Origin of the sequence: Virgibacillus sediminis (assembly GCF_042643265.1) — a bacterium.
GTDB classification, from domain to species: Bacteria; Bacillota; Bacilli; order Bacillales; family Amphibacillaceae; genus Virgibacillus_O; species Virgibacillus_O sediminis.
This window is the reverse complement of sequence record NZ_JBHRRZ010000006.1, coordinates 41,293-61,346: the sequence shown is the minus strand read 5'-3', so window position 1 is coordinate 61,346 and position 20,054 is coordinate 41,293. Positions and strand designations below refer to the sequence as shown.

21 protein-coding genes and 1 riboswitch are annotated in these 20,054 nt (G+C 44.8%); of the genes, 9 read left to right on the top strand and 12 right to left on the bottom strand.

The window, feature by feature from the left end; genetic code table 11:
* Positions 1-14 precede the first annotated feature (14 nt).
* The 6 genes from ACFODW_RS03715 to ACFODW_RS03690 form a co-directional block, all read right to left on the bottom strand.
* Entirely contained in the window at positions 15-695 is a 681-nt protein-coding gene (locus tag ACFODW_RS03715) for a uracil-DNA glycosylase (protein WP_390303171.1), read from the bottom strand.
* Positions 696-770: 75 nt separating this feature from the next.
* Positions 771-1,970 (bottom strand): class I SAM-dependent rRNA methyltransferase, encoded by a 1,200-nt coding sequence (locus ACFODW_RS03710; protein WP_390303168.1) that lies wholly within the window; start codon positions 1,968-1,970, stop codon positions 771-773.
* 148 nt (positions 1,971-2,118) lie between these two features.
* Complete coding sequence (locus ACFODW_RS03705; RefSeq protein ID WP_390303166.1) at positions 2,119-3,417, bottom strand: aminotransferase class I/II-fold pyridoxal phosphate-dependent enzyme; 1,299 nt, start codon at positions 3,415-3,417, stop codon at positions 2,119-2,121.
* A 17-nt stretch (positions 3,418-3,434) separates the two neighbouring features.
* The gene (gene hisC / locus ACFODW_RS03700; protein WP_390303163.1) at positions 3,435-4,541 is read right to left on the bottom strand and encodes a histidinol-phosphate transaminase; all 1,107 of its coding nucleotides are present in this window, start codon (positions 4,539-4,541) and stop codon (positions 3,435-3,437) included.
* A 73-nt stretch (positions 4,542-4,614) separates the two neighbouring features.
* Entirely contained in the window at positions 4,615-4,911 is a 297-nt protein-coding gene (locus tag ACFODW_RS03695; protein ID WP_390303161.1) for a DUF3219 family protein, read from the bottom strand.
* Positions 4,912-5,016: 105 nt separating this feature from the next.
* A complete protein-coding gene (locus tag ACFODW_RS03690) occupies positions 5,017-5,520 on the bottom strand; it encodes a GNAT family N-acetyltransferase (RefSeq protein ID WP_390303158.1) in 504 nt (167 codons plus the stop codon).
* Between the two features lie 225 nt (positions 5,521-5,745).
* Between ACFODW_RS03690 and ACFODW_RS03685 the strand changes: the two genes are divergently transcribed.
* Together ACFODW_RS03685 and ACFODW_RS03680 are read left to right on the top strand one after the other, a co-directional pair.
* A complete protein-coding gene (locus ACFODW_RS03685; protein WP_390303155.1) occupies positions 5,746-6,204 on the top strand; it encodes a YaiI/YqxD family protein in 459 nt (152 codons plus the stop codon).
* The gene (locus tag ACFODW_RS03680; RefSeq protein ID WP_390303152.1) at positions 6,201-7,325 is read left to right on the top strand and encodes a conserved virulence factor C family protein; all 1,125 of its coding nucleotides are present in this window, start codon (positions 6,201-6,203) and stop codon (positions 7,323-7,325) included. The genes ACFODW_RS03685 and ACFODW_RS03680 overlap by 4 nt, the downstream gene beginning before the upstream one ends.
* Positions 7,326-7,439: 114 nt before the next feature.
* Here the strand turns inward: ACFODW_RS03680 and ACFODW_RS03675 are convergent, their stop codons facing one another.
* Positions 7,440-8,354, bottom strand: coding sequence for a macrolide 2'-phosphotransferase (locus ACFODW_RS03675; RefSeq protein WP_390303149.1), 915 nt, complete (start codon positions 8,352-8,354; stop codon positions 7,440-7,442).
* Between the two features lie 178 nt (positions 8,355-8,532).
* Here ACFODW_RS03675 and ACFODW_RS03670 point away from each other — a divergent pair, with 178 nt between their 5' ends.
* Complete coding sequence (locus tag ACFODW_RS03670; protein WP_390303146.1) at positions 8,533-8,961, top strand: MarR family winged helix-turn-helix transcriptional regulator; 429 nt, start codon at positions 8,533-8,535, stop codon at positions 8,959-8,961.
* Positions 8,962-9,010: 49 nt separating this feature from the next.
* On the top strand, positions 9,011-9,613 hold the full coding sequence (locus ACFODW_RS03665) for an alpha/beta hydrolase (protein WP_390303143.1): 603 nt from the start codon (positions 9,011-9,013) through the stop codon (positions 9,611-9,613).
* Positions 9,614-9,686: 73 nt separating this feature from the next.
* Here the strand turns inward: ACFODW_RS03665 and ACFODW_RS03660 are convergent, their stop codons facing one another.
* The gene (locus ACFODW_RS03660) at positions 9,687-10,553 is read right to left on the bottom strand and encodes a VOC family protein (protein ID WP_390303140.1); all 867 of its coding nucleotides are present in this window, start codon (positions 10,551-10,553) and stop codon (positions 9,687-9,689) included.
* 156 nt (positions 10,554-10,709) lie between these two features.
* Positions 10,710-10,754: riboswitch (PreQ1 riboswitch) on the top strand.
* Positions 10,755-10,761: 7 nt separating this feature from the next.
* Between ACFODW_RS03660 and ACFODW_RS03655 the strand changes: the two genes are divergently transcribed.
* From ACFODW_RS03655 to ACFODW_RS03645, 3 genes are all read left to right on the top strand, one after another.
* On the top strand, positions 10,762-11,247 hold the full coding sequence (locus ACFODW_RS03655) for a QueT transporter family protein (RefSeq protein WP_390303137.1): 486 nt from the start codon (positions 10,762-10,764) through the stop codon (positions 11,245-11,247).
* A gap of 117 nt (positions 11,248-11,364) precedes the next feature.
* The gene (locus ACFODW_RS03650) at positions 11,365-12,129 is read left to right on the top strand and encodes a DUF3891 family protein (RefSeq protein ID WP_390303134.1); all 765 of its coding nucleotides are present in this window, start codon (positions 11,365-11,367) and stop codon (positions 12,127-12,129) included.
* A gap of 241 nt (positions 12,130-12,370) precedes the next feature.
* Positions 12,371-13,984, top strand: coding sequence for a catalase (locus ACFODW_RS03645; RefSeq protein ID WP_390303131.1), 1,614 nt, complete (start codon positions 12,371-12,373; stop codon positions 13,982-13,984).
* A 143-nt stretch (positions 13,985-14,127) separates the two neighbouring features.
* Here the strand turns inward: ACFODW_RS03645 and ACFODW_RS03640 are convergent, their stop codons facing one another.
* Positions 14,128-14,562, bottom strand: a complete 435-nt coding sequence (locus tag ACFODW_RS03640; RefSeq protein WP_390303128.1) for an SRPBCC family protein — start codon at positions 14,560-14,562, stop codon at positions 14,128-14,130.
* 241 nt (positions 14,563-14,803) lie between these two features.
* On the opposite strand from ACFODW_RS03640, the gene ACFODW_RS03635 reads away from it, so the two are divergent.
* The gene (locus tag ACFODW_RS03635) at positions 14,804-15,790 is read left to right on the top strand and encodes an acrylyl-CoA reductase family protein (RefSeq protein WP_390303125.1); all 987 of its coding nucleotides are present in this window, start codon (positions 14,804-14,806) and stop codon (positions 15,788-15,790) included.
* 59 nt (positions 15,791-15,849) lie between these two features.
* Here the strand turns inward: ACFODW_RS03635 and ACFODW_RS03630 are convergent, their stop codons facing one another.
* The 3 genes from ACFODW_RS03630 to ACFODW_RS03620 form a co-directional block, all read right to left on the bottom strand.
* A complete protein-coding gene (locus ACFODW_RS03630) occupies positions 15,850-17,454 on the bottom strand; it encodes an ABC transporter permease (RefSeq protein ID WP_390303122.1) in 1,605 nt (534 codons plus the stop codon).
* Complete coding sequence (locus ACFODW_RS03625) at positions 17,454-18,362, bottom strand: ABC transporter ATP-binding protein (RefSeq protein WP_390303119.1); 909 nt, start codon at positions 18,360-18,362, stop codon at positions 17,454-17,456. Before ACFODW_RS03625 ends, ACFODW_RS03630 begins: the two co-directional genes overlap by 1 nt.
* 70 nt (positions 18,363-18,432) lie before the next feature.
* On the bottom strand, positions 18,433-18,999 hold the full coding sequence (locus tag ACFODW_RS03620; protein ID WP_390303116.1) for a TetR/AcrR family transcriptional regulator: 567 nt from the start codon (positions 18,997-18,999) through the stop codon (positions 18,433-18,435).
* A 225-nt stretch (positions 19,000-19,224) separates the two neighbouring features.
* Here ACFODW_RS03620 and ACFODW_RS03615 point away from each other — a divergent pair, with 225 nt between their 5' ends.
* A complete protein-coding gene (locus ACFODW_RS03615; RefSeq protein WP_390303113.1) occupies positions 19,225-19,887 on the top strand; it encodes a GntR family transcriptional regulator in 663 nt (220 codons plus the stop codon).
* The last annotated feature ends 167 nt before the right edge of the window (positions 19,888-20,054 follow it).

Genomic DNA, 20,054 nt, shown 5'->3' with positions numbered 1-20,054 from the left:
GCTTATCACTTTTATTATCTTTCCGCTGGCGGAATACTCCAATCGATTTCTGGACGGCCTACTTTCCTTAGAAATTGATTCGTACGGGAAAATGGCCGGCTGCCAAAGAATCCCTTATTCGCCGAAAAAGGGCTCGGATGAGGCGATTTAATGATTAGATGATGGGAAGATGTGATGAGCTCTTCCTTGGCCTGGGCATTTCTTCCCCACAGAATGAAGGCTACAGGGTCTTCTTTTGCATTCACCTCCCTGATCACTTCATTCGTGAAATTTTCCCAACCGATCCCTTTATGGGAGTTTGCCTCTCCCTTTCTCACTGTCAAAACAGCATTCAAAAGTAGCACACCTTGGTCAGCCCAGTTCGTAAGACAGCCATGATCTGGAATACGAGCACCTGTATCTTCCTTCAACTCTTTAAAAATGTTCCGAAGTGACGGCGGTATTTTTACGTCAGGCTGTACGGAAAAACTTAGCCCATGGGCTTGCCCCGGGCCGTGGTATGGATCCTGCCCGAGAATCACTACTTTGGTTTTTTCGTATGTCGTATGATGCAGCGCATTAAAAATATCATGCTTATCCGGATAAACGGTTTTTGTCTCATACTCTTTTTTTAAAAAAGAACGCAATTCTTGGTAGTAGTCTTTACGGAACTCCTTATCCAACCTCGGCTGCCAATCGTTCCGGAGAATATCCAACGCTCTCCCTCCTTATTCCGATACTCTGTGTTTTCCCTTTCCCCACGGAATACACCTTAAACCAGGAGTTAAGCATCAGTCGAGTTTCTTGACGACCAGTACCTTTAGATAATTGCTCTGCGGGTAATTTCGGTTTGTTTGGAAATCACCGGGCAGGGAGAATTCTTCTAAAATTTTAAAACGTTTGCCGCTATCTTGGAATGCCTTCTGAATAAAACCTTTGAATTTCCTCATTCCAAAGGTGGCGTTATTGGTGGAGGCAACAATGATTCCGTCCTTTTCAGTAATCTCCAAAGCATCCTGGATAAGCCCAGGGTAATCCTTTGCCGTACTGAATGTACGCTTTTTTGAACGGGCGAAGCTAGGAGGGTCAAGTACCACCATATCAAAGGAAAGATGCTTCCTTTTCGCATATTTAAAGTAATCAAATACGTCCATGACAACAATGTCCTGCTGGTCAAAATCGATACCGTTCATACTGAATTGTTCAATAGTCTTGGGCTTGCTGCGTTTAGCCAGATCTACACTGGTTGTACTGGCAGCTCCTCCTAAGGCAGCAGCAACAGAAAAAGCTCCAGTATAGGAAAAAGTATTAAGGACTCGTCGCCCAGCCGCATACTTATCGCGGATGGCTTTCCTTACTTCCCGCTGATCAAGGAAGATCCCAACCATGGCCCCGTCATTTAAGTCCACCGCGTAATTCATGCCGTTTTCCTTTACAATAATAGGAAAGTCGCCCCGCTCTCCTTTCACAAAGTCGTCATCCTCCATATATTTCCCCTTTGAATCAAAACGTTTTTTCTCATATACCGCTTGATAATCACCAAGCTCGTCCAGAACCCGAAGGACCTTTTCCTTAAAGCTGTATATTCCGTCGCTATACCAATTGATCAGATAATAACCATCATAGTAATCAATAGTCAACCCACCGATTCCGTCGCCTTCGCCATTGAAAACACGGAACGCAGTAGTCTGCTCATCCTGATAATAGGAGGCCCGTTTATTAAATGCCTTAAGAATCCGATCTTTGAAGAAAAGATAATCTATCTTTTCTCCTTGGTTGAGGGACAGCACCCAGCCAAGCCCTTTATTCTGTTTACCGTAGTAGCCTTTGGCGATAAATTGACGCTGGCTGTCTACCAAATGGATGATGCTCCCCTCTTCCTTCAAGGCACCAGGATTGGACAGGGAATCCTTTCTGATCAGCGGATAGCCGTTTCGGTACTTTTTTATATCCTGACTTTGTACTTCCAGTTCAATCACCATTGTTATCATTCCATCCCATCACATTTTTCACCCATTATCGCATGTTCTCCTCAAAAGTAAAAGAATACCCAGAAGAATGCCGGACATACCTGATATCTAAGTCTAATCGCGCCAAAGAAAAGCCCTGGCAGCATAGCAGCCAGGACTTCGATTATTATTAACGATTGGACAAATCTTGTACTCCCTTGTGGATGAGCTCGAAAATCTCTTCAATATCCCTTTCTTCCACACTGGAAAACGCAATGCGGAGATCGGTATCATTTACTGCAATCGTGCCTACCCCATACTTTTCAAGCAGGTGGACACGGAGCTTTTCTGCATCTGTGTTGATCAATTCCAGACACATAAAGTATCCAGAGTTGAAGGGATATACCTTCCAGGACTGTTGATATTTCTCTTGTGCCAGTACTTCTTTTACTTTTCTTGCCCTGCTCTCCATCAACGCATATTTTTCCTTTTTCTCTCTTTCAAAGTCATCGGACTCCAGAGATTTCAAAATAACAGTCTGTGACAAATGGGAGCCGCTGGAGATTGTCCCTCTTATCAACCCTTTTGTTTTCTGTTCCAGGGCATCCTGTACTGCTTTGTGTTCCACACCGAAAGTAATGAAGCCCACACGCAGTCCCCATACATAATTCTCTTTAGTAGCTCCGTCAATTTTAACCGGAAGCAGCCTAGGATGCAGGCTGATCAGGCGACCGAAGATAGACTCCTTAACGGAATCCTCATAAAACAAGCCAAAGTAGGCATCATCAAGAAGTACCACCAGATTGATTCCGGAGTCTGCAGCCTCCTTCAATACCGAGACTATCCCTTCTACTTCCTCTTCATGAGGGGTATAGCCGGTAGGGTTGTTCGGGAAGTTCAGGATGACGATGGCTTTTCCGGAGGTTTTCTGTTCCATCACAGTCTCCCGAAAAGCCTCCACATTGAATTTTCCGTTCTCATCAAACAAAGTAAATTTCGAGAAGTTGCCGCCTCTGCGCACATTAAATGTCAGGTTGTAATTACCCCAGAATTTATCAGGAACAATAATATGGTCACCAGGATTAACAAACAGGTCGCCAGCTATGCTCAAACCATGGGTAAGGGCATTAGTAGCAATGGGACGGCCGAATTCTTTGCCCTCCAGTGAAGGATTTTCCCGAAGCATTTTCTCTTTCCAAGCTTTACGAAGAGATTCTTTCCCCTGTGGCGGGGCATATGGATAAATGTCCTCCGGTGCATAGTCCTGCAGCTTTTCCTGGATGTGATCGAAGTGCATTGGTGTATCTTCTTCTGTAGCAATTCCCAAGGTAGCATTAAATCTGGATGTTGCCTTACTTTTCGCCTCCGCACTCTGGCTGAGGATCCCCTTCGGATAGAAAATACTCCTTCCTAAATCTGACAGCATATCATAAATATATTCATTCTTTTCTTCAATCATCTCATTAAGCTTTTTTGCAATTTGATTCAATGTCTGTACCTCCGTTGTTATTTATTGAGAATGGATCGCAGTGCTTCTGCAAAGAACTGGTTTTCCTCTTGTGTGCCGATGGAAACCCGCACATGCTCCGGCATGCCCCATGTATTTCCGTAACGGACGATAACTCCTTTGGTCAGCAGCTCATCATTTACCTTTTTCGCATCTGGACCAAGGTCAACCAATACAAAGTTGGCCTGTGTTTGTATGTAGCTTAAGCCCAACTCGGAAAAGAGATGATAGAGCTGGTCCGCTCCCTTAATGTTCATCTCCCTTGATGCCTCAATATGCTTCTCATCTGATATGGCCGCAGCAGCTGCAGCCTGTGCCAGGGCATTGACATTAAAGGGCTCCTTGACTTTCAATATTGTCTGGATGACATAATCCGGCGCAACCCCGAAACCTACGCGTACACCCGCCAGACCATAGATTTTTGAAAAAGTCTGCAGAGCAATAATCGGATATCCCGCTTTGACATATTCCACTCCATCTGTATAGTCCTCAGCAGTAGCGTAATGGCTGTATGCTGCATCATATACCATAAGGACATGTTCCGGCATAGCCTGCAAGAGTTTCTCCAGGTCGCTTTTTGGAAGATATGTACCGGTAGGATTATTCGGTGAGCAGATATAGATCAATTTTGTCTTGTCTGTTATGGCAGATATCATCTTATCCACATCGAATTGGAAATCTTCCTCCAGCTGTACAGGTACTACTTCAGCACCCATCAGCTGTGCACCGAAATCATATTCACTGAAGGAAGGGAACGGAACAATGATCTCATCCCCCTCTTCCAGAAACGCTTCAGAAACCAATGTAATCAGCTCATCGGCCCCGTTGGTGACGATCACTTGTTCCTTGGTTACTCCCATGCTGGAAGCAATCGATTTTTTAAGTGCACTGGTATCTGCGTCCGGGTACCGGTTTAGTCCATCCAGACTGTCCGCTATGGCCTGTACCCCTCTAGGTGACGGACCCAATGGATTTTCATTGGAAGCCAACTTGACTACTTTGTCGAGTTTAAGCTCCTCCTGCAGCTCCCATATGGGTTTACCAGGTGTATATGGCTTGATTTTCCCCAAAACTTTTCGTGGTTGTATCTGATTTGAAGTTGCCAATGATTAACATCCTTTCCTAATGCTGACATTCGTCTGTCTGTATTTGTTTTCATTATTAATTATCCATTATAAACTATATTGCTTTCTGAATTAACTCCAATTTAAAAATTCCCACTTTATTTTCTTCATACAAGTTAGTAACAGAAGTGGAATAATTATGGATTACTGCAGGAAACTCCAGTTTTTCCTCCGGGACTTCTACATGAAAATCATTTTCGTAAAGCAGTACGGTAACATCATGATATTCTTTGCTGGTGACCTTGAATTCAAAACCAACCAATAATAATGGTTTTCCATTCTTTGTAATGGTCTCCTTATAGAAATTTTCTGCTTGGAAAGGCCTCTCATTAATAAAAACTTCCTGTGCCATTCTTCCACTCACTCCTCTAATCTTTTCCGTATAGGTAAGATACTAGCAGTTTACCGATGGCAACCCCAGCAATTTGATTCTATAAACAATGTGAAGTTCTTTCTCTTATTCTATCCCTACTGTATTACTCCGCCTTTCCATCAACAGGACATCCCGCCATACTCCATGTAACTTGCCGAGACGTCTTCTGACACCCACCCGTTCAAAGCCAAATTTTTCATGCAGACGGATACTCCCCTTGTTTTCAGGGAAAATACCGGCTTGCAAAGTCCAAAAGCCTTGTAACTCACTCTCTTTCACCAGTTCATCCATCAGCCTTGTACCAAGTCCCTTTCCGGTTGTTCCTGCACGAAGGTAGATGCTCAGTTCAGCCACCCCGGAAAATGCAGCCTTGGCATTGACTGGCAAAAGTGCAGCCCAGCCTACTACCCGCTGACCTTCCCTGGCAGCCAGCCTGCAGACAGGAAGATACTTCCTGTCCCATTCTTCCCAATCAGGCGTTTCTGTATCAAAGGTAGCATTCCCTGTGTTGATGCCATCCCGATAGATGTCCCTCACCTGCTCCCAGTCTTTTTTCTCCATTTTGTCGATTACTATGATACTATCCATGCCGCCACCCCTTCTTTCGCGCAAAGCTATCTGTACTAATTTCTTACTATTTTATCATAACTCTTCATTTGCCTTGTACGGTTGGCTAACAGATGAAAATCGCCTACAATAGGTTTATCAAAGGTAACTTGCAGCTTTAGGACCTGGTTGGCGCCGATAAGCTGTTAAAACCCATAATGAAATTCACTGATATATATGGTAACAACCCTATTGGAGGCCGAGACCATGAAAATATATGTAGATGCCGATGCATCACCGGTCAAGCAAACTGTCATCCATGCCGGGAGACAGACAAATATCCCGGTTGTCCTTGTCCAAAGTTTTGCCCATTATTCCAAGAGTGATGAACTCGAAGGAGTAGAGACCATCTATGTAGATACCGGGGCTGAAGCTGCAGATTATAAAATTATGAAGCTAGCCCGCAAAGGCGATATCATCGTTACACAGGATTACGGACTTGCCTCCCTTGGATTGGCAAAGGGCTGTAGCGTCCTGCATCATAAAGGATTTGCCTACACGAGTGATAATATTGACCTTCTCTTGGAAACCCGTTACGCAAGTGCCATGGCAAGGAAAAGCGGAAAACGGACAAAGGGACCGAAAGCATTCAGTTCAGAGGATCGGCAAAAGTTTGAGAAACTGCTGATGGAGACCATTCACATTCATAAGGAGAGTCACAAATGAAAATTATTTCTATTGAACCGACCCCCAGCCCGCATTCCATGAAAATAAACCTGGATGAAAGGCTTCCGGATGGGGAAACCCGGAATTATAAACTGACAGATAATATGGATAAGGCACCTGATTATATTAAAGGTTTATTTAAAATAGACGGGGTGAAAGGCCTTTACCATGTCATCGACTTCATTGCCCTTGAACGCCACCCAAAATATGATTGGGAGGCCATCCTTCCAAAAGTAAGAGAAGTGCTTGGATCAGCAGAAGAGAATCCGGAAGAAATGCAGACGGCAAATGCATCAGCCACAGATGATGCATTCGGGGAAGTAAAGGTGTTTATTCAAAAAATCCATGGCATTCCCATGCAGGTAAAGCTCCAAGATGGAGAATCCGAAAAGCGCTTTGGATTACCGGAACGTTTTACTGATGCAGCTATGAAAGCTTCTATGGCGGTAGAGAATATACTGGCGGAGAGAAAATGGATAGAACAAAGCCCACGTTATGGCAAGATGGAGGATATTGGCAATGAGGTAGTGGAAGAATTGGCCGCCAGTTACGATGAAAAAAGGCTGTCTTATTTGCTGGAAAAGGACAGTTCGACCGAAGTCAGAAACGGAACCATTACAACGGAAATGCTGGAGCATCCGGATTGGAAAGAGCGTTACGCAGCGCTCGACCGGATCATTGAGCCTAACATCAACCACCTTCCCCTTTTAACGAAAGCATTGGATGATGAGAAATCATCCATACGACGACTGGCAACAGCGTTCCTTGGAATGATTGAAGATCATAAAGTACTACCTCCTTTGTTCAAAGCTCTTCAGGATAAAGCTGTGAACGTCAGAAGAACAGCCGGAGACTGTATATCCGATTTGGGCTTTACCGAGGCAATACCGGAAATGATCAAAGCACTTGAAGATCCCAGCCGGCTTGTCCGATGGCGGGCTGCCATGTTTCTCTATGAAACAGGTGATGATACAGCCGTTCCTGCTTTACGCAGAAGACTGGAAGACCCAGAGTTTGAGGTACGCATGCAAGTTAAGATGGCCCTTGCCCGCATAGAGGGCGGAGAAATTGCCCAAGGATCCATCTGGCATCAAATGACACAGGCAGCTAAGAGGAAATAGTCTTTACTATTAGCAATAACAATAGAATCGCGCTTACCAAAGTATGTGTAAAAATCGATGGAATGAAACAGCAGACTACCGGTTTTGGCTCCGGCATTCTGCTGTTTTTTTAAACTATTTTCTCAGGGGATCCTTCGCCTGCAATAGCTGCTGAGCTAATTTCTCAAATTCCTCTGACCCTGACCGTTCAGCAAATTCGGCAACGGTAACGGGATAAACTGTCTGCAATTCTTTTATATGTTCCCCCATGGAAGACCAGACATATCCCCCTGCTTTTTCATAAGCCTCTATCAGCCTCTCTAGCGCATCTTCTCCAAAGGCCATATAATGAGAAACAAAATCGGTGGCAGGATCATCGACTCTGGCTTCCGTCCAATCAATCAAACCTGTTACCCTGCTTGTATCATCGATGAGTATATGTCCCGGATGAAGGTCTCCATGTATCACTGCTGTCCTCTCCGGCCAAAATGCATCATTATGCAGCCACTCCTGCCAGCGGCTCCAAAGCTTTTCATCTATTTCATAGTTCTCTTTTACCCTCTCCATTCGTTTCTGTGTATTGGATCTCACCTCTTCAGCTGTATAGGCTTGCATCCCAGCTTCTGCCGCCTGTTCCTGGCTGATGCGATGGATTGATACCATTGACCTGGCAAGTGTTTCATGATAAATAATCGGTACATTCTCTTCATCAATTGCCCATATATATGCTTTCTCTTCCGGATCTATGGTTCCTACAGGAAAACCAGAAAGCAATTTATAAGCAATCAGCTCATTAGAGAATATCTCCCATTCTGGAGCCGCTACTGACAGATGAGGAACGACCAAATCAAGTATCTTTTTCTCTTTAGCAGCCTGAGGTAGGACGTCTGGACGGCGAGGAATCCGCAGAACCCACTGGCTGCCTTCCACATCATGAGCAAAAGCCACATGGAAATCCAATCCAGATTCATGAAACTCGATAAAATCTTCCCTGATGATCAACCCGTGCTTTTTTGCTATTTCTGATACCTTCGATGTTGTCAATCCCATATACTCACTTCCTTTTATATCTTGGTCCACTTAAACCCATTCCCCCTTTCACCGGCCATAACACTATCAAAACTGCTGAGGTTCATTTGACATCAACTGGTAAATAAATTATTATGAATTCATTATAATATGATTCAAATATATTTAATTTAATTAGTTTATGTAGGGAGGTGTCACCATGAGTGAAAACTTGTCACTAAAAACCTTTGTTGTATTGATGAAATCATCCAAGACCGTGATGGAACGGGTAAAAGAGGATATAAAAAACTACGGTATGAAAACATCGGACTTTGCTATTCTGGAAGCTTTGTATCATAAAGGGGAATTGACGGTTAAGCAGATATCCGAAGCAGTATTGATCAATACTGGATCTATCACCTATGTCATAGATAAACTAGAAGCCAAAGGATTGTTGAAACGGCGGCCATGTACGGAGGATCGACGGGTTGTCTATATTCATATCACCGATCAGGGCAACCAGCTGATGGATGAAATTTTCCCCAAACATCAACAGGTGATAGAAGAAATCTTCTCCGGCGTTTCTAATGAAGAGAAGGAAACTATTGTAGAAGCCCTTAAGAAAGTAGGAATAGAAAACGGACAGTAAGTCTGCTGCCGTTTAAAGTACAAAGTTTTCAAAGAGAGGAGCAATTCAGATGAAACATATTTTCCAACAAGGAAGCAATCCCGATAAACCTACCTTGCTCTTGTTACACGGAACAGGCGGCACGGAAGAGGACTTGCTTCCTCTTGCCAAAGAGGTGGACCCCGAAGCAAATGTATTGAGTGTTCGGGGAAATGTATTAGAAAATGGCATGCCGCGTTTTTTCAAACGTCTTGCCGAAGGTGTATTCGATGAAGAAGACTTAATCTTTCGTACAAAGGAACTGAATGATTTTCTGAACGATGCAGCTAAAAAGTATAATTTCTCGAGAGATAATATTACTGCTGTCGGGTACTCGAACGGGGCAAATATAGCAGCAAGCCTGTTGTTCCATTACCAAGACAGCCTTGCCGCGGCCATCCTGCATCATCCCATAGTGCCGCGCAGGGGAATCAATCTTCCGGACTTATCCGGAAAACAGGTATTCATCGCTGCCGGAATCAACGATCCCATCTGTCCTTCAGAGGAATCCGAAGACCTGCAATCCCTCCTTGGAAATGCAGGGGCTTCCGTTGAACTGCATTGGGAGAACAGAGGTCATCAGTTGACTATGGCAGAAGTGCAAGCAGCAAAAAAATGGTATCAAACCATCTAAAAAAACCGTTCTGCCATACAGCTTGGCAGAACGGTTTTTTCAAATTATGAACAGGTCATCCAGGGAGCACCAGCTATTTTGTATGTTCCACTATGAGATGGATCTTATTGCCCGACGGGTCTTCTACTCTATAAGCATCCCCTGCTTTTTCTACGTTAAATTCTGCCTGCTCGAGACGGTCAACAGCTTCCTGCCTTGCTTTTCCATCAGGGAAAACGAGGGAGTACCAGCGAAGCCCAGCACTATTTGTAGAGGGCTTCCCAGCCCCTTCCCCATTCCAGATATTCAGGCCGATATGATGATGGTATCCGGCGGTGGATATAAACAATGCACCTGGATAGGTCGTCACTATATCAAACCCAAGACCATGCTTATAAAATACTTCTGCATCTGTCAAATTTGCTACATGCAAATGAATATGCCCCATGACAGTCTTCTGGGGCAGTCCATGCCATTCCCGATCGCTTTCAGCAACCAGACTATCTCCATTGAGAGGTTCCGTAACCATCTTAACTTTACCGCCACTCCATTCCCATTCGCCGGAAGGACGGTCCCGATAGACTTCAATGCCATTTCCATCAGGATCGTTAAAATAGAGAGCTTCACTTACATGATGGTCAGAGGCGCCTAATTGCAGCGTCTGCCCTGACTTAATAAGATGGGTCAAGAAGCTGGAGAGGTCAGACCGGGATGGAAGTAAAATAGCAAAGTGGAACAACCCGGTTTTCCGCTCTTCTTTCGGCAGGGCGCCTTCAGGCTCGACAATGGTTAACAGCGGCCGGCTGCCATCAGCTGTCAGCGAGACAGTATTCCCCGACTTTTCCAACACGTTGAATCCAACCACTTCCTGATAGAAAGCAAGGGATCTATCCAGATCGGTAACATTAATGTTCACTTGCCCGACATGGGTTGCCGGACTTCTAAAAAATTTCTCCTCCATGTATAAAACGTCCTTTACATTATATTGATTACCTAATTTAACTAAGTTACTATATGTAACTATTGTAGGGTCTCCACTAAGTTTTGTCAAATTGTTCCGCTGTCTGTTACAGGTATCCTTCCCAATGCCGCTTGTTTATATTATACTTGTTAGGTTCAGACCGTGGTTCGGGAACCTCCCACGATAAAAAACTAAGGAGAGAAGAAATATGAAATCTAACACAATCGTCGTAAACGCTTTGCTTGCGGCATTATATATCACTGTATCGATGGTGATACAGCCCTTTGGCTTTACCAACGTACAATTCAGGATCCCCGAAATGTTCAACCACCTTGTTGTCTTTAACAAGAAGTACTTTTTCGGTATTGTTCTCGGTGTCTTTCTAAGCAACCTCTTCTTTTCCCCGCTGGGAATCTATGACCTAGTGTTTGGTGTTGCTCATTCCGCCATATCACTTGGCATCATCATATTCCTCGCAAAGTATATAAAAAACATTTGGGTGTTGTTGGTTCTTAATACACTTATTTTTACATTCAACATGTTTATTATTGCCTTTGAGTTGAACCTGGCATTGGGGCTGCCTTTCCTATTCACTTGGCTGACAACTGCCGCAGGAGAATTTGTGGTCTTAGCAGTCGGTATTCCGGTTATGTATGCACTCAACCAGCGCCTCCACTTTCATAAGTTATTATAAAAACAGCAGCCTTTCCTGTATCAGCAGACGAAAGGCTGCTGTTTTCCTTTCTGTTTACATATTCATCAATATAGGGAAAAATACAAAGTAGGCATCAAATCGAAAGGATGAGATGAAATGATAGTAAGGGAACATGATAGCGAATTTGTCTTAGTCGAGCAGCACCACCATGCCGAACTTTCCGGAGAAATCATGGAAAAATGGAAAGGGTTCCGTGGGAAAGAATGGAAGGAATCAGTACTCTATGCCATCCAGCAGCATGATTTAGGGTGGAAGGAATTTGATAAACAGCCTTTCTGGAATGATGCAAAACATGAACCTTTTACATTTACTGACTTCCCCATCCATCCGAAAATTGTCCTATATACCCTCGGGATTGATGAAGTGGAAAAAAGAGATCCTTATGCTGCGCTTCTCTGCAGTGAACATTATAAGCGGTTTCTTGCTGCTGAATCCGGCAAGGAAGCAGAACGGTTCGTACAACAGGAAGAGGCAAGACAACAGCGGATCATCGAGAGCCTCTCCAATTACAACAAACGTTTGTTTAAATTTCATTATGGGCTGGTCCAGCTTGGTGATAACTTTTCCCTGTATGTCTGCATTAACGACCCGGGGGTTAAAAAGCAAGATGAACACCCATTCTTCAAGCAAGGCATTCCTCTTCCTTTTAAACTGGAGGGATTCTCCAAAGATGTGATAGACATAAAATGGCTGGACCAACAAACAGTCGCCATTGAAAACTTCCCATTCGAGGAGCCACTCGAAGTTACAGTTGAACAAAAGAGGGTTCAAAAGAAGGATATCCAAGATAAGGGTCTAATTGCGTGTTATGAGGAAGCGGAAACAGAAAAGGTCCATGTCCGGCTTGTCCCTGCAGAATAATGGCCATGGTTGCCGGCGCCTTTATCACAAGCGCCGGCCAGCCTACAAACCTTCTTTCTTCCCTCTGATCCCTAGTCATAAAGGACAATTCTTCTCCCTATAAAAAGTCTCTCCCTTTCCCGGAAGAATTAGATTAATAAACCTCCATAAAGGTCATTATATGAATAGCGCCTCTTAGATGGGGTGGTGGCGTCCTATGGCATCCTTGTGCCAAAATACTTATGGAAAGAGGAGATACTGCATGGCTGAAGACAAATCCAATGGCAAGCCCACCAATTATGAAAATGATGATACCCTGACCAACAGGCAGGGCCATCCAGTCACCAACAACCAAAGCATACGCACAGTGGGAAATCGTGGTCCAAGTACATTAGAGAACTATGATTTCATTGAAAAAATCAGTCATTTTGACAGGGAAAGGGTTCCTGAGCGGGTGGTCCATGCACGTGGGGCCGGCGCCCATGGCTACTTTGAGGCTTATGGAACTGCAGGAGAAGAGCCCGTTTCCAAATACACAAGGGCTAAGCTCTTTCAAGAAAAAGGAAAGCGTACACCAGTATTTGTCCGCTTTTCCTCGGTAATACACGGCGGGCATTCCCCCGAGACATTAAGAGATCCTCGTGGTTTTGCGGTTAAATTCTATACAGAAGATGGAAACTGGGACTTGGTTGGTAATAACCTGAAAATTTTCTTCATCCGTGATGCGATGAAATTCCCTGACATGATTCATGCCTTTAAGCCGGACCCGAAAACCAATATCCAGGACAGCCAACGGTTCTTCGACTTTTGTGCGAGCTCCCCGGAAACCTTCCATATGGTTACATTCGTCTACTCGCCTTGGGGAATTCCTGCAAATTACCGCCAAATGCAAGGCTCCGGTGTCAATACGTATAAATGGGTGAACAGCGAAGGGAAGGCTGTACTGGTAAAATACCACTGGGAGCCGAAACAGGGCATTAAAAACCTTACACAGAAAGAAGCAGAGGAAATACAGGCCAATAACTTCAATCATGCAACAGAGGACCTCTATGAGGCTATTGAGCAAGGGAACTACCCGGAATGGGAGCTTTATGTTCAGGTAATGAGCGATGATGAACACCCGGAATTAGATTTTGATCCGCTTGATGATACAAAATTGTGGCCGGAAGATCAGTTCCCGTGGCTGCCTGTAGGAAAAATGGTATTGAACAAGAATCCGGAGGACTATTTTGCAGAAGTGGAACAATCCGCATTTGGGACTGGTGTGCTCGTTGATGGACTGGACTTCTCTGATGACAAAATGCTCCAAGGCCGGACATTCTCCTATTCAGATACGCAGCGCTACCGTGTAGGAGCAAACTACCTGCAGCTTCCGATCAACCGTGCGAAAAAGCAGGTGAATACCAACCAGGAAGGCGGCAACATGCGTTATGAAGTAGACCGCCATGTCGGTGATAATAAAAACCCGAGCATCAATTATGAACCATCGATTCTCGGAGGTTTTAAAGAAGCCGAACAATCAGGAAAAGAGTATACACCTGAGGTGAAAGGAAAGTTGGTCAGAGAAACGATCGACCGGGATGATAACACAAAACAGGCCGGTGAAACATTCCGCATGTTCGAAGACTGGGAAAAAGATGAATTGCTCTCCAACCTTGTAGGAGATTTATCAGAATGTGATCAGCTTATTCAAAATAAGATGGTGGAGCTGGCAGAGTCTGCAGATGAGGAATACGGCCGCCGTCTGCATGAAGGGCTGGAGGAAGCCGGGAAAATGAAGAGAAAGAACTCCAAGCCGGGCCCGCTCGGCAATGAAGACAGTGAAAAAGGGCCACAAGAAGCAATGGACAAAGGCCATGACGCCGACCCATATTAAAACTGCCGACTTAAAGCACCCCAAAAGTTATGGAATCTAACTTTTGGGGTGCTTTATTCTTAAGTATTTATAACCGGTTATACCATTCATCAGCAGGAATAACATGTCCAGCACCAGAGCCCATATGATTTTGTCCCAGGGGATTAAAGGAGTTCTGCCAGCCGCTTGATTCGATGCTTGGATACTGAGGCGAACTCAGTGGACGCTTCAAAATAACTCTGACCGTTCGGAAGGATGGAAAAATCCCCATGGCGCAGGCGAAGACGTGTATTCTTTTCATGGATTAAGAGTTCATAACTAAAGAGGATATCCTCAGGAGCGGGGTCCACCTCCCAATCTGAAACATACAGGGAAAGCTGCAGCCTCTTCTCCTTTTCCGCTCTGACTACGGTACTTTTCGAATAGCGGCCATTTGGAAGCGCCCAGACTAGCTCATTGCCCGCTTTCAGTGGTTGATCCGGATAATGATCAGGCAATCCGTCCCAGCTTTTGATATGCCGAGGCTGTACGAGCACTTCCCATACTTTGGAAGGAGTCGTGTGGATGATGATCTCATCTGTGACAATTAACGTGCTCATAAATGAGTCCTCCAGTCGGTCCTGTAATAGAATCTACTTTTTTATCATTGCCTATATTCCCTGATTAAATAAACCAATCCTATTCGATTGCTTGATTAGTTTTCCAAGTGGGTTTTCCTGATGAACATCCTTCTAACTTATGCAGCACATAAAACCTCAGTATAAACCGGTTTGCTTTTAAGCATCCATAATGACTTCTATAATGGTTGTAAGAAATAACAAAAGAGGGGATGATCACATAATGGATCAATTTCAAGCATTGGTGCTCGAAAAAGGAAGTGAAGGAACACAATTGGGAATGAAACAGTGCGATAAGAGCGACCTGCCTGAAGGAGAGGTTACCATTCAGGTTGCCTATTCTAGTATAAACTATAAGGATGCCCTCGTCGGCATCCAGCATCAGCTGGCCGAAACATTCCCATTGGTTCCCGGCATCGATCTGGCAGGGACCATCATTCATACTGAAACACCTGAGTTCTCTGAGGGGGATGAGGTCATTGTAACCAGCTATGGACTGGGAACCAGCCACTGGGGAGGGTACAGCGAATTGGCCAGGGTGCCTAAGGAATGGGTGGTACCGCTCCCGGAAGGCCTCTCTTTAAAAGAAGCAATGATTCTCGGAACAGCTGGTCTGACAGCCGGATTATCTATCCAGCGCCTGGAAGATAACGGTCTCCACCCCGAACAAGGGACGGTATTGGTGGCTGGAGCTACCGGTGGAGTAGGCAGTCTGGCCGTTGACATGCTGTCCAAGAAAGGTTATCGAGTTGCAGCCAGTACCGGCAAGGCTGCCGAAGAGGATTATCTGAAAAATCTTGGTGCTGCAGAAATTATTGGTCGGAAAGAGATTATTGATACGGATGGAACACCCACTAGAAAAAAACAATGGGCTGGAGCCGTAGACCCAGTAGGCGGGAATACTCTCCAATATATCCTTAGCAGCCTTGAATCCGGCGGGTCGGTAGCAACAAGCGGAATGGTCGGCGGCGTAAAAATCTCTACGACAGTTCTTCCATTCATTGGAAGAGGTGTCAACTGGCTTGGTATCGATTCCGTCCAGTGTCCGATGAAGTTAAGGAGGAAAGTGTGGAATCGCCTCTCCGATGACTTGAAACCTGTTTCTCTGGATAAGGATATTGTCAATGAGGTCTCTTTAGAAGATGTTCCTTATGTGCTTGAGGACATACTGGAAAGCAAGGTGCGCGGCAGAACCATTGTTAAATTATAACCTTTAGATAGAGCCCGGCCGATGAGCCGGGCTCTTTCATTTATACAGCGTTTTGAACCTTAATCTCCCTGTATGTCTCGCCTATTATAGCCAATGAACCCGGCGACCGCCAGCACCAGGGCGCTGACAATAAGGAGAACAACCGGCATTGCAGCCATATCCTCCACAGGAAGCTGCGGCACATGTCCATACGGAGATAATTTACTCAACCAATCAGGCAGGTCAAAAAGCCCTCCCCAATAGATTGCCATGAAAGAATAAACTAAATAGAGCCATATAAATTTCGAATACTTCGGCTGAAAGCCTATCAACAAGATAGTTAATCCAAGCATGCACAGTATAGCAGGGTAGTAGAGTATTCCACTACTGTATAAGGGCCAAAACCGCATCCCTTCCTCCATGGCAGCATTTCCCGTCGCCCATAGTCCTATGGCCGCAAGGGAAAGCATGACAAACGCATTTGTTGCGGAAACAAGAAGATAGCCTGCCATTAACCGTGAACGGGATAACTCCCTGCCAAGCAAGTGATCAAGCCGCCCTTTCTTCTCTTCACCGATTAGTTTCAGTATCGACATTAAAGGAGGTATACTAGCTAGAATGGCCATCACTACGAACAGCATCGGCAGAAACCGTTCCGTGAGCGTAAGTCCTCCATCTCCGAGAAGCATCTGTTCCAGCAGTTCATTCCCGTCAAAGAACCCCTCCAATTCTCCTAACACCGATCCATAAGAGAGTCCCATCACCAACAGGCCGATCCCCCAGGCAACCGTACCTGTTCTCTGTAACTTTAATGCAAGGGCCACCGGGCCTTTTAGGGTTTGGCCCGCACTGGTCCTCCCAGCCCTCGACGGGAGTGTCCCTGTTCCTATATCCCTATTCGCATGAAGGTAATAGGATACGAGCATCAGCACAAATGCCGCGGCCACCAGCAATAATACCGGCGACCATTGGTTTGCCGTGTAGGGCCCTGTCTTGGTAACCCACCCTAAAGGGGATAACCAGGACCATTTCTCGTTATTTATATCGGTAATTCCCCGCGTCAAATAAGCCACTAGCAATACAGCTATGGAGATTCCCATCGCACCTCGGGAGGTTTCAGCAAGCTGAGCAGAGACTGCTACCACTCCGGCAAAAAATAACCCTGTACACCCAAGCACTGCTCCATATAATAGGGAGCCTTCAAAGCTCATACTATCTATCCCGAGGAAGTATAGTCCAATTCCTGTACTTAGGGCCAGTATCATGTTTGTACTTGCCATCACCAATAAAGTGGCATGCAGATTGGAAAGGCGCCCTATCGGGAGGGCGCGAAGCATTTCCGCCCTGCCCTCCTCTTCATCCCCCCTTGTATGCCGGCATATCAGGAGGATATTCATCAAACTTACCGCCAATGCGGTAAACAGCAACATTTGGTGAGAAGTCATCGCTCCTATAGTATAGTTATCCAATTCCCCGGGGCCGACCAACGCGGTCATTGCCGGATTTCGCATGGTTTCAGCCATACCGGCTCTGTCTTCCTGGGAAGGATATAATTCGGAAAATGCTCCCGGTACAAGTAATGTGAAAACCACAAGACCTGCCAGCCATAATGGAATACGCAACCTCTCCCTGTGCCAAACCAGCCTGGCTAACGATATTGTCCCCCTAAAAAAAGAGATCCCCATCAGGCTTCACTTCCCGAGCGCTGCCTGTCAGTATTTTCATAATGTCTCATAAACAAGTCTTCCAATGTCGGAGGGCTACTCTCCAAGCTAATGATCCCCAAAGCACTCAAGTATCTCATTACCGCTTCCAATGCTCCTGCGTCAACTTGCATAGATAAGGAACGGCCCCTTCTTCTTATATCATAAACACCTTCCAATTCCTTTAACTTTGCTGCAGGTTCTCTGGTCTCCACCAGCAAATTGGTCCTCGTCAAATGGCGCAGTTCCTGAAGGGTGCCGCTTTCAATAAGTCTCCCCTGCCTGATGATACCCACTCTGTCGCAGAGCTTCTCCACTTCCGAAAGAATGTGGCTGGATAGCAGAACGCTTTTCCCCTCTCTTTTCACCTCCAGTACACACTCTTGAAAAACAGTTTCCATGAGTGGGTCTAGCCCGGAGGTAGGTTCGTCAAGTATATATAAATCTGAATGTGTACAGAATGCTGCTATGAGTGCCACCTTCTGCCGGTTCCCTTTGGAATATGTCCGGCACTTTTTACTAGGGTCGAAATCAAACCGTTCAATTAGTTCGTTTCGCTTGTTTATATCCGCTCCCCCGCCTAGTTTGGCAAACAGGTCAATAACCTCTCCGCCTGTCAGATTCGGCCATAAATTCACATCCCCAGGCACATAGGAGATTCGCTTATGAATCTCGACAGCATCTCTCCATGCATCCTTTCCAAAGATTTTCGCTTCCCCGGAACTCGGCTTCAGCATGCCTAATAGTATACGGATAGTCGTTGATTTTCCTGCCCCATTAGGACCAATGAACCCGTATACTTCTCCTTTATCCACTTCCATTTTCAAACTATCGAGCGCAGTGAAATTGCCGAATTTCTTAGTCAGATCATCAACTATAAGTTGACTCATTGCTCTACGCCTCCCCTTTATAGAAACTGGTTCTGAGAATCTCCAGGTAATCATAGAACTCTTGCCAGTATTAATCCAGGTCTAACTCCGGTATATTTTCTCCTTGCAGCTGACTGGTAATTTCCTGCCGGTACCCATCCATGGCCCAGCGAATGAGATTAAAAGCTTTATTCACATCAATATCCGTTCGGAAGAGGCTTGTATCTACGTTCTCATACATAATCTCCCCTCCCTTTCTTTTTAAGTCCCTCAACCTGTCCTGCAGACCTTTTGGCAAGCTCAGCTGGTCATCAAGAATCACAGAGGAAATAAAATTATTGATATGTGGATGGGCACGAAAATAATCAAGTTTAATCTTAGCAATTTGCCTCATACGCTGAATGAAATCAGGCTCCGTTACATCGATTCGGTTCAAAAATTGATTTGTCATTACATTCAATGAATAATCAATCAAATAGTAGAACAAATCCTGTTTATTATTAAAGTAGTAAAAAAGCATTCCCTTGCCGATTCTGGCATTCCTAACAATCTCATTCGTGGAAGCCATTTCGAATCCCTTTTCGGAGAATTCCTTCAAAGCGGCATTCAGTATCCTTTGCTTCTTCTCCTCTTCCAGCTTATGAAAGGTCTGGTTCATCTATATACGCCTCTTTCAATAGAAATCTCAAACACAACTTAGACCACTTTGGTCGAATATACTGTAACACCATTGACCAGGGTGATCAACTAAATATTTAATGGACAGGTAAATTTCCCCTAACCAAGTTCGTTTATCAATATATTGTATATCAATTCTTTCTGATTTGATGTATACTATCCTTATAGGTTTTAGAGTAATCTATTAATAGCAGAGGTGAATCTCATGCCAATACCAACTGACCATTCTAAACCGATCCGTCAAACTGCGAAGGAAAATGCATTTAACCAGCTTCAAAAATGGATTATCGATGGAACACTTCTCCCTGGTGAGAAACTGAATGATACAGAACTAGCCAACGCCTTGGGTGTAAGCAGGACACCTGTCAGGGAATCACTCCAGCTACTTGAAGCCCAAGGATTTGTAGAAATGTTCCCAGGTAAAGCTACACAGGTAACAGAGGTGGATCGTGAAGCAATCAAGGATCTGCTGCCTCCCCTGGCTGCTCTGCAGGCCTTATCAGCCGAACTGGCAGTTGAGCATATAAATGATGAGACCATTGACTTGCTGGAGCGTACAAATGAACGTTTTGCCAAGGCGATTGATTCAGAGAACTACTATTCTGCTTTAAAGATCGACGAAGAATTCCATCAGATTATTGTTGATACTGCCAACAACTCTTACATCCATGGAATCGTTGATAAATTGCAGGCACACGTCCGCAGGCAATTCTTCCATAACTCCATCGTACTGACTGAGGACTCCATCCGAGAACATGCAACAATCATCGACCTGATGAAAAAGCGTGATAAGGAAAACCTCACCAACACGATGAAAGTAAATTGGCTCAGGGCAATCGAAGAATTTCCCAAAGTGGAATCTGAATAAAAAGTTAAAACGGCCGGTTACGTACAGGGTGTGACAAATGCATCGTGGGCAAGCCGGCCATTCCATAGAAGAGATAGAATACTTCTTCATAGAGATACTCCAATTTTCCAGTCTGTTTTCTTCTATGAGGCCTCTTCATTCAGAACTTTATAGTTTTTCTAATACTA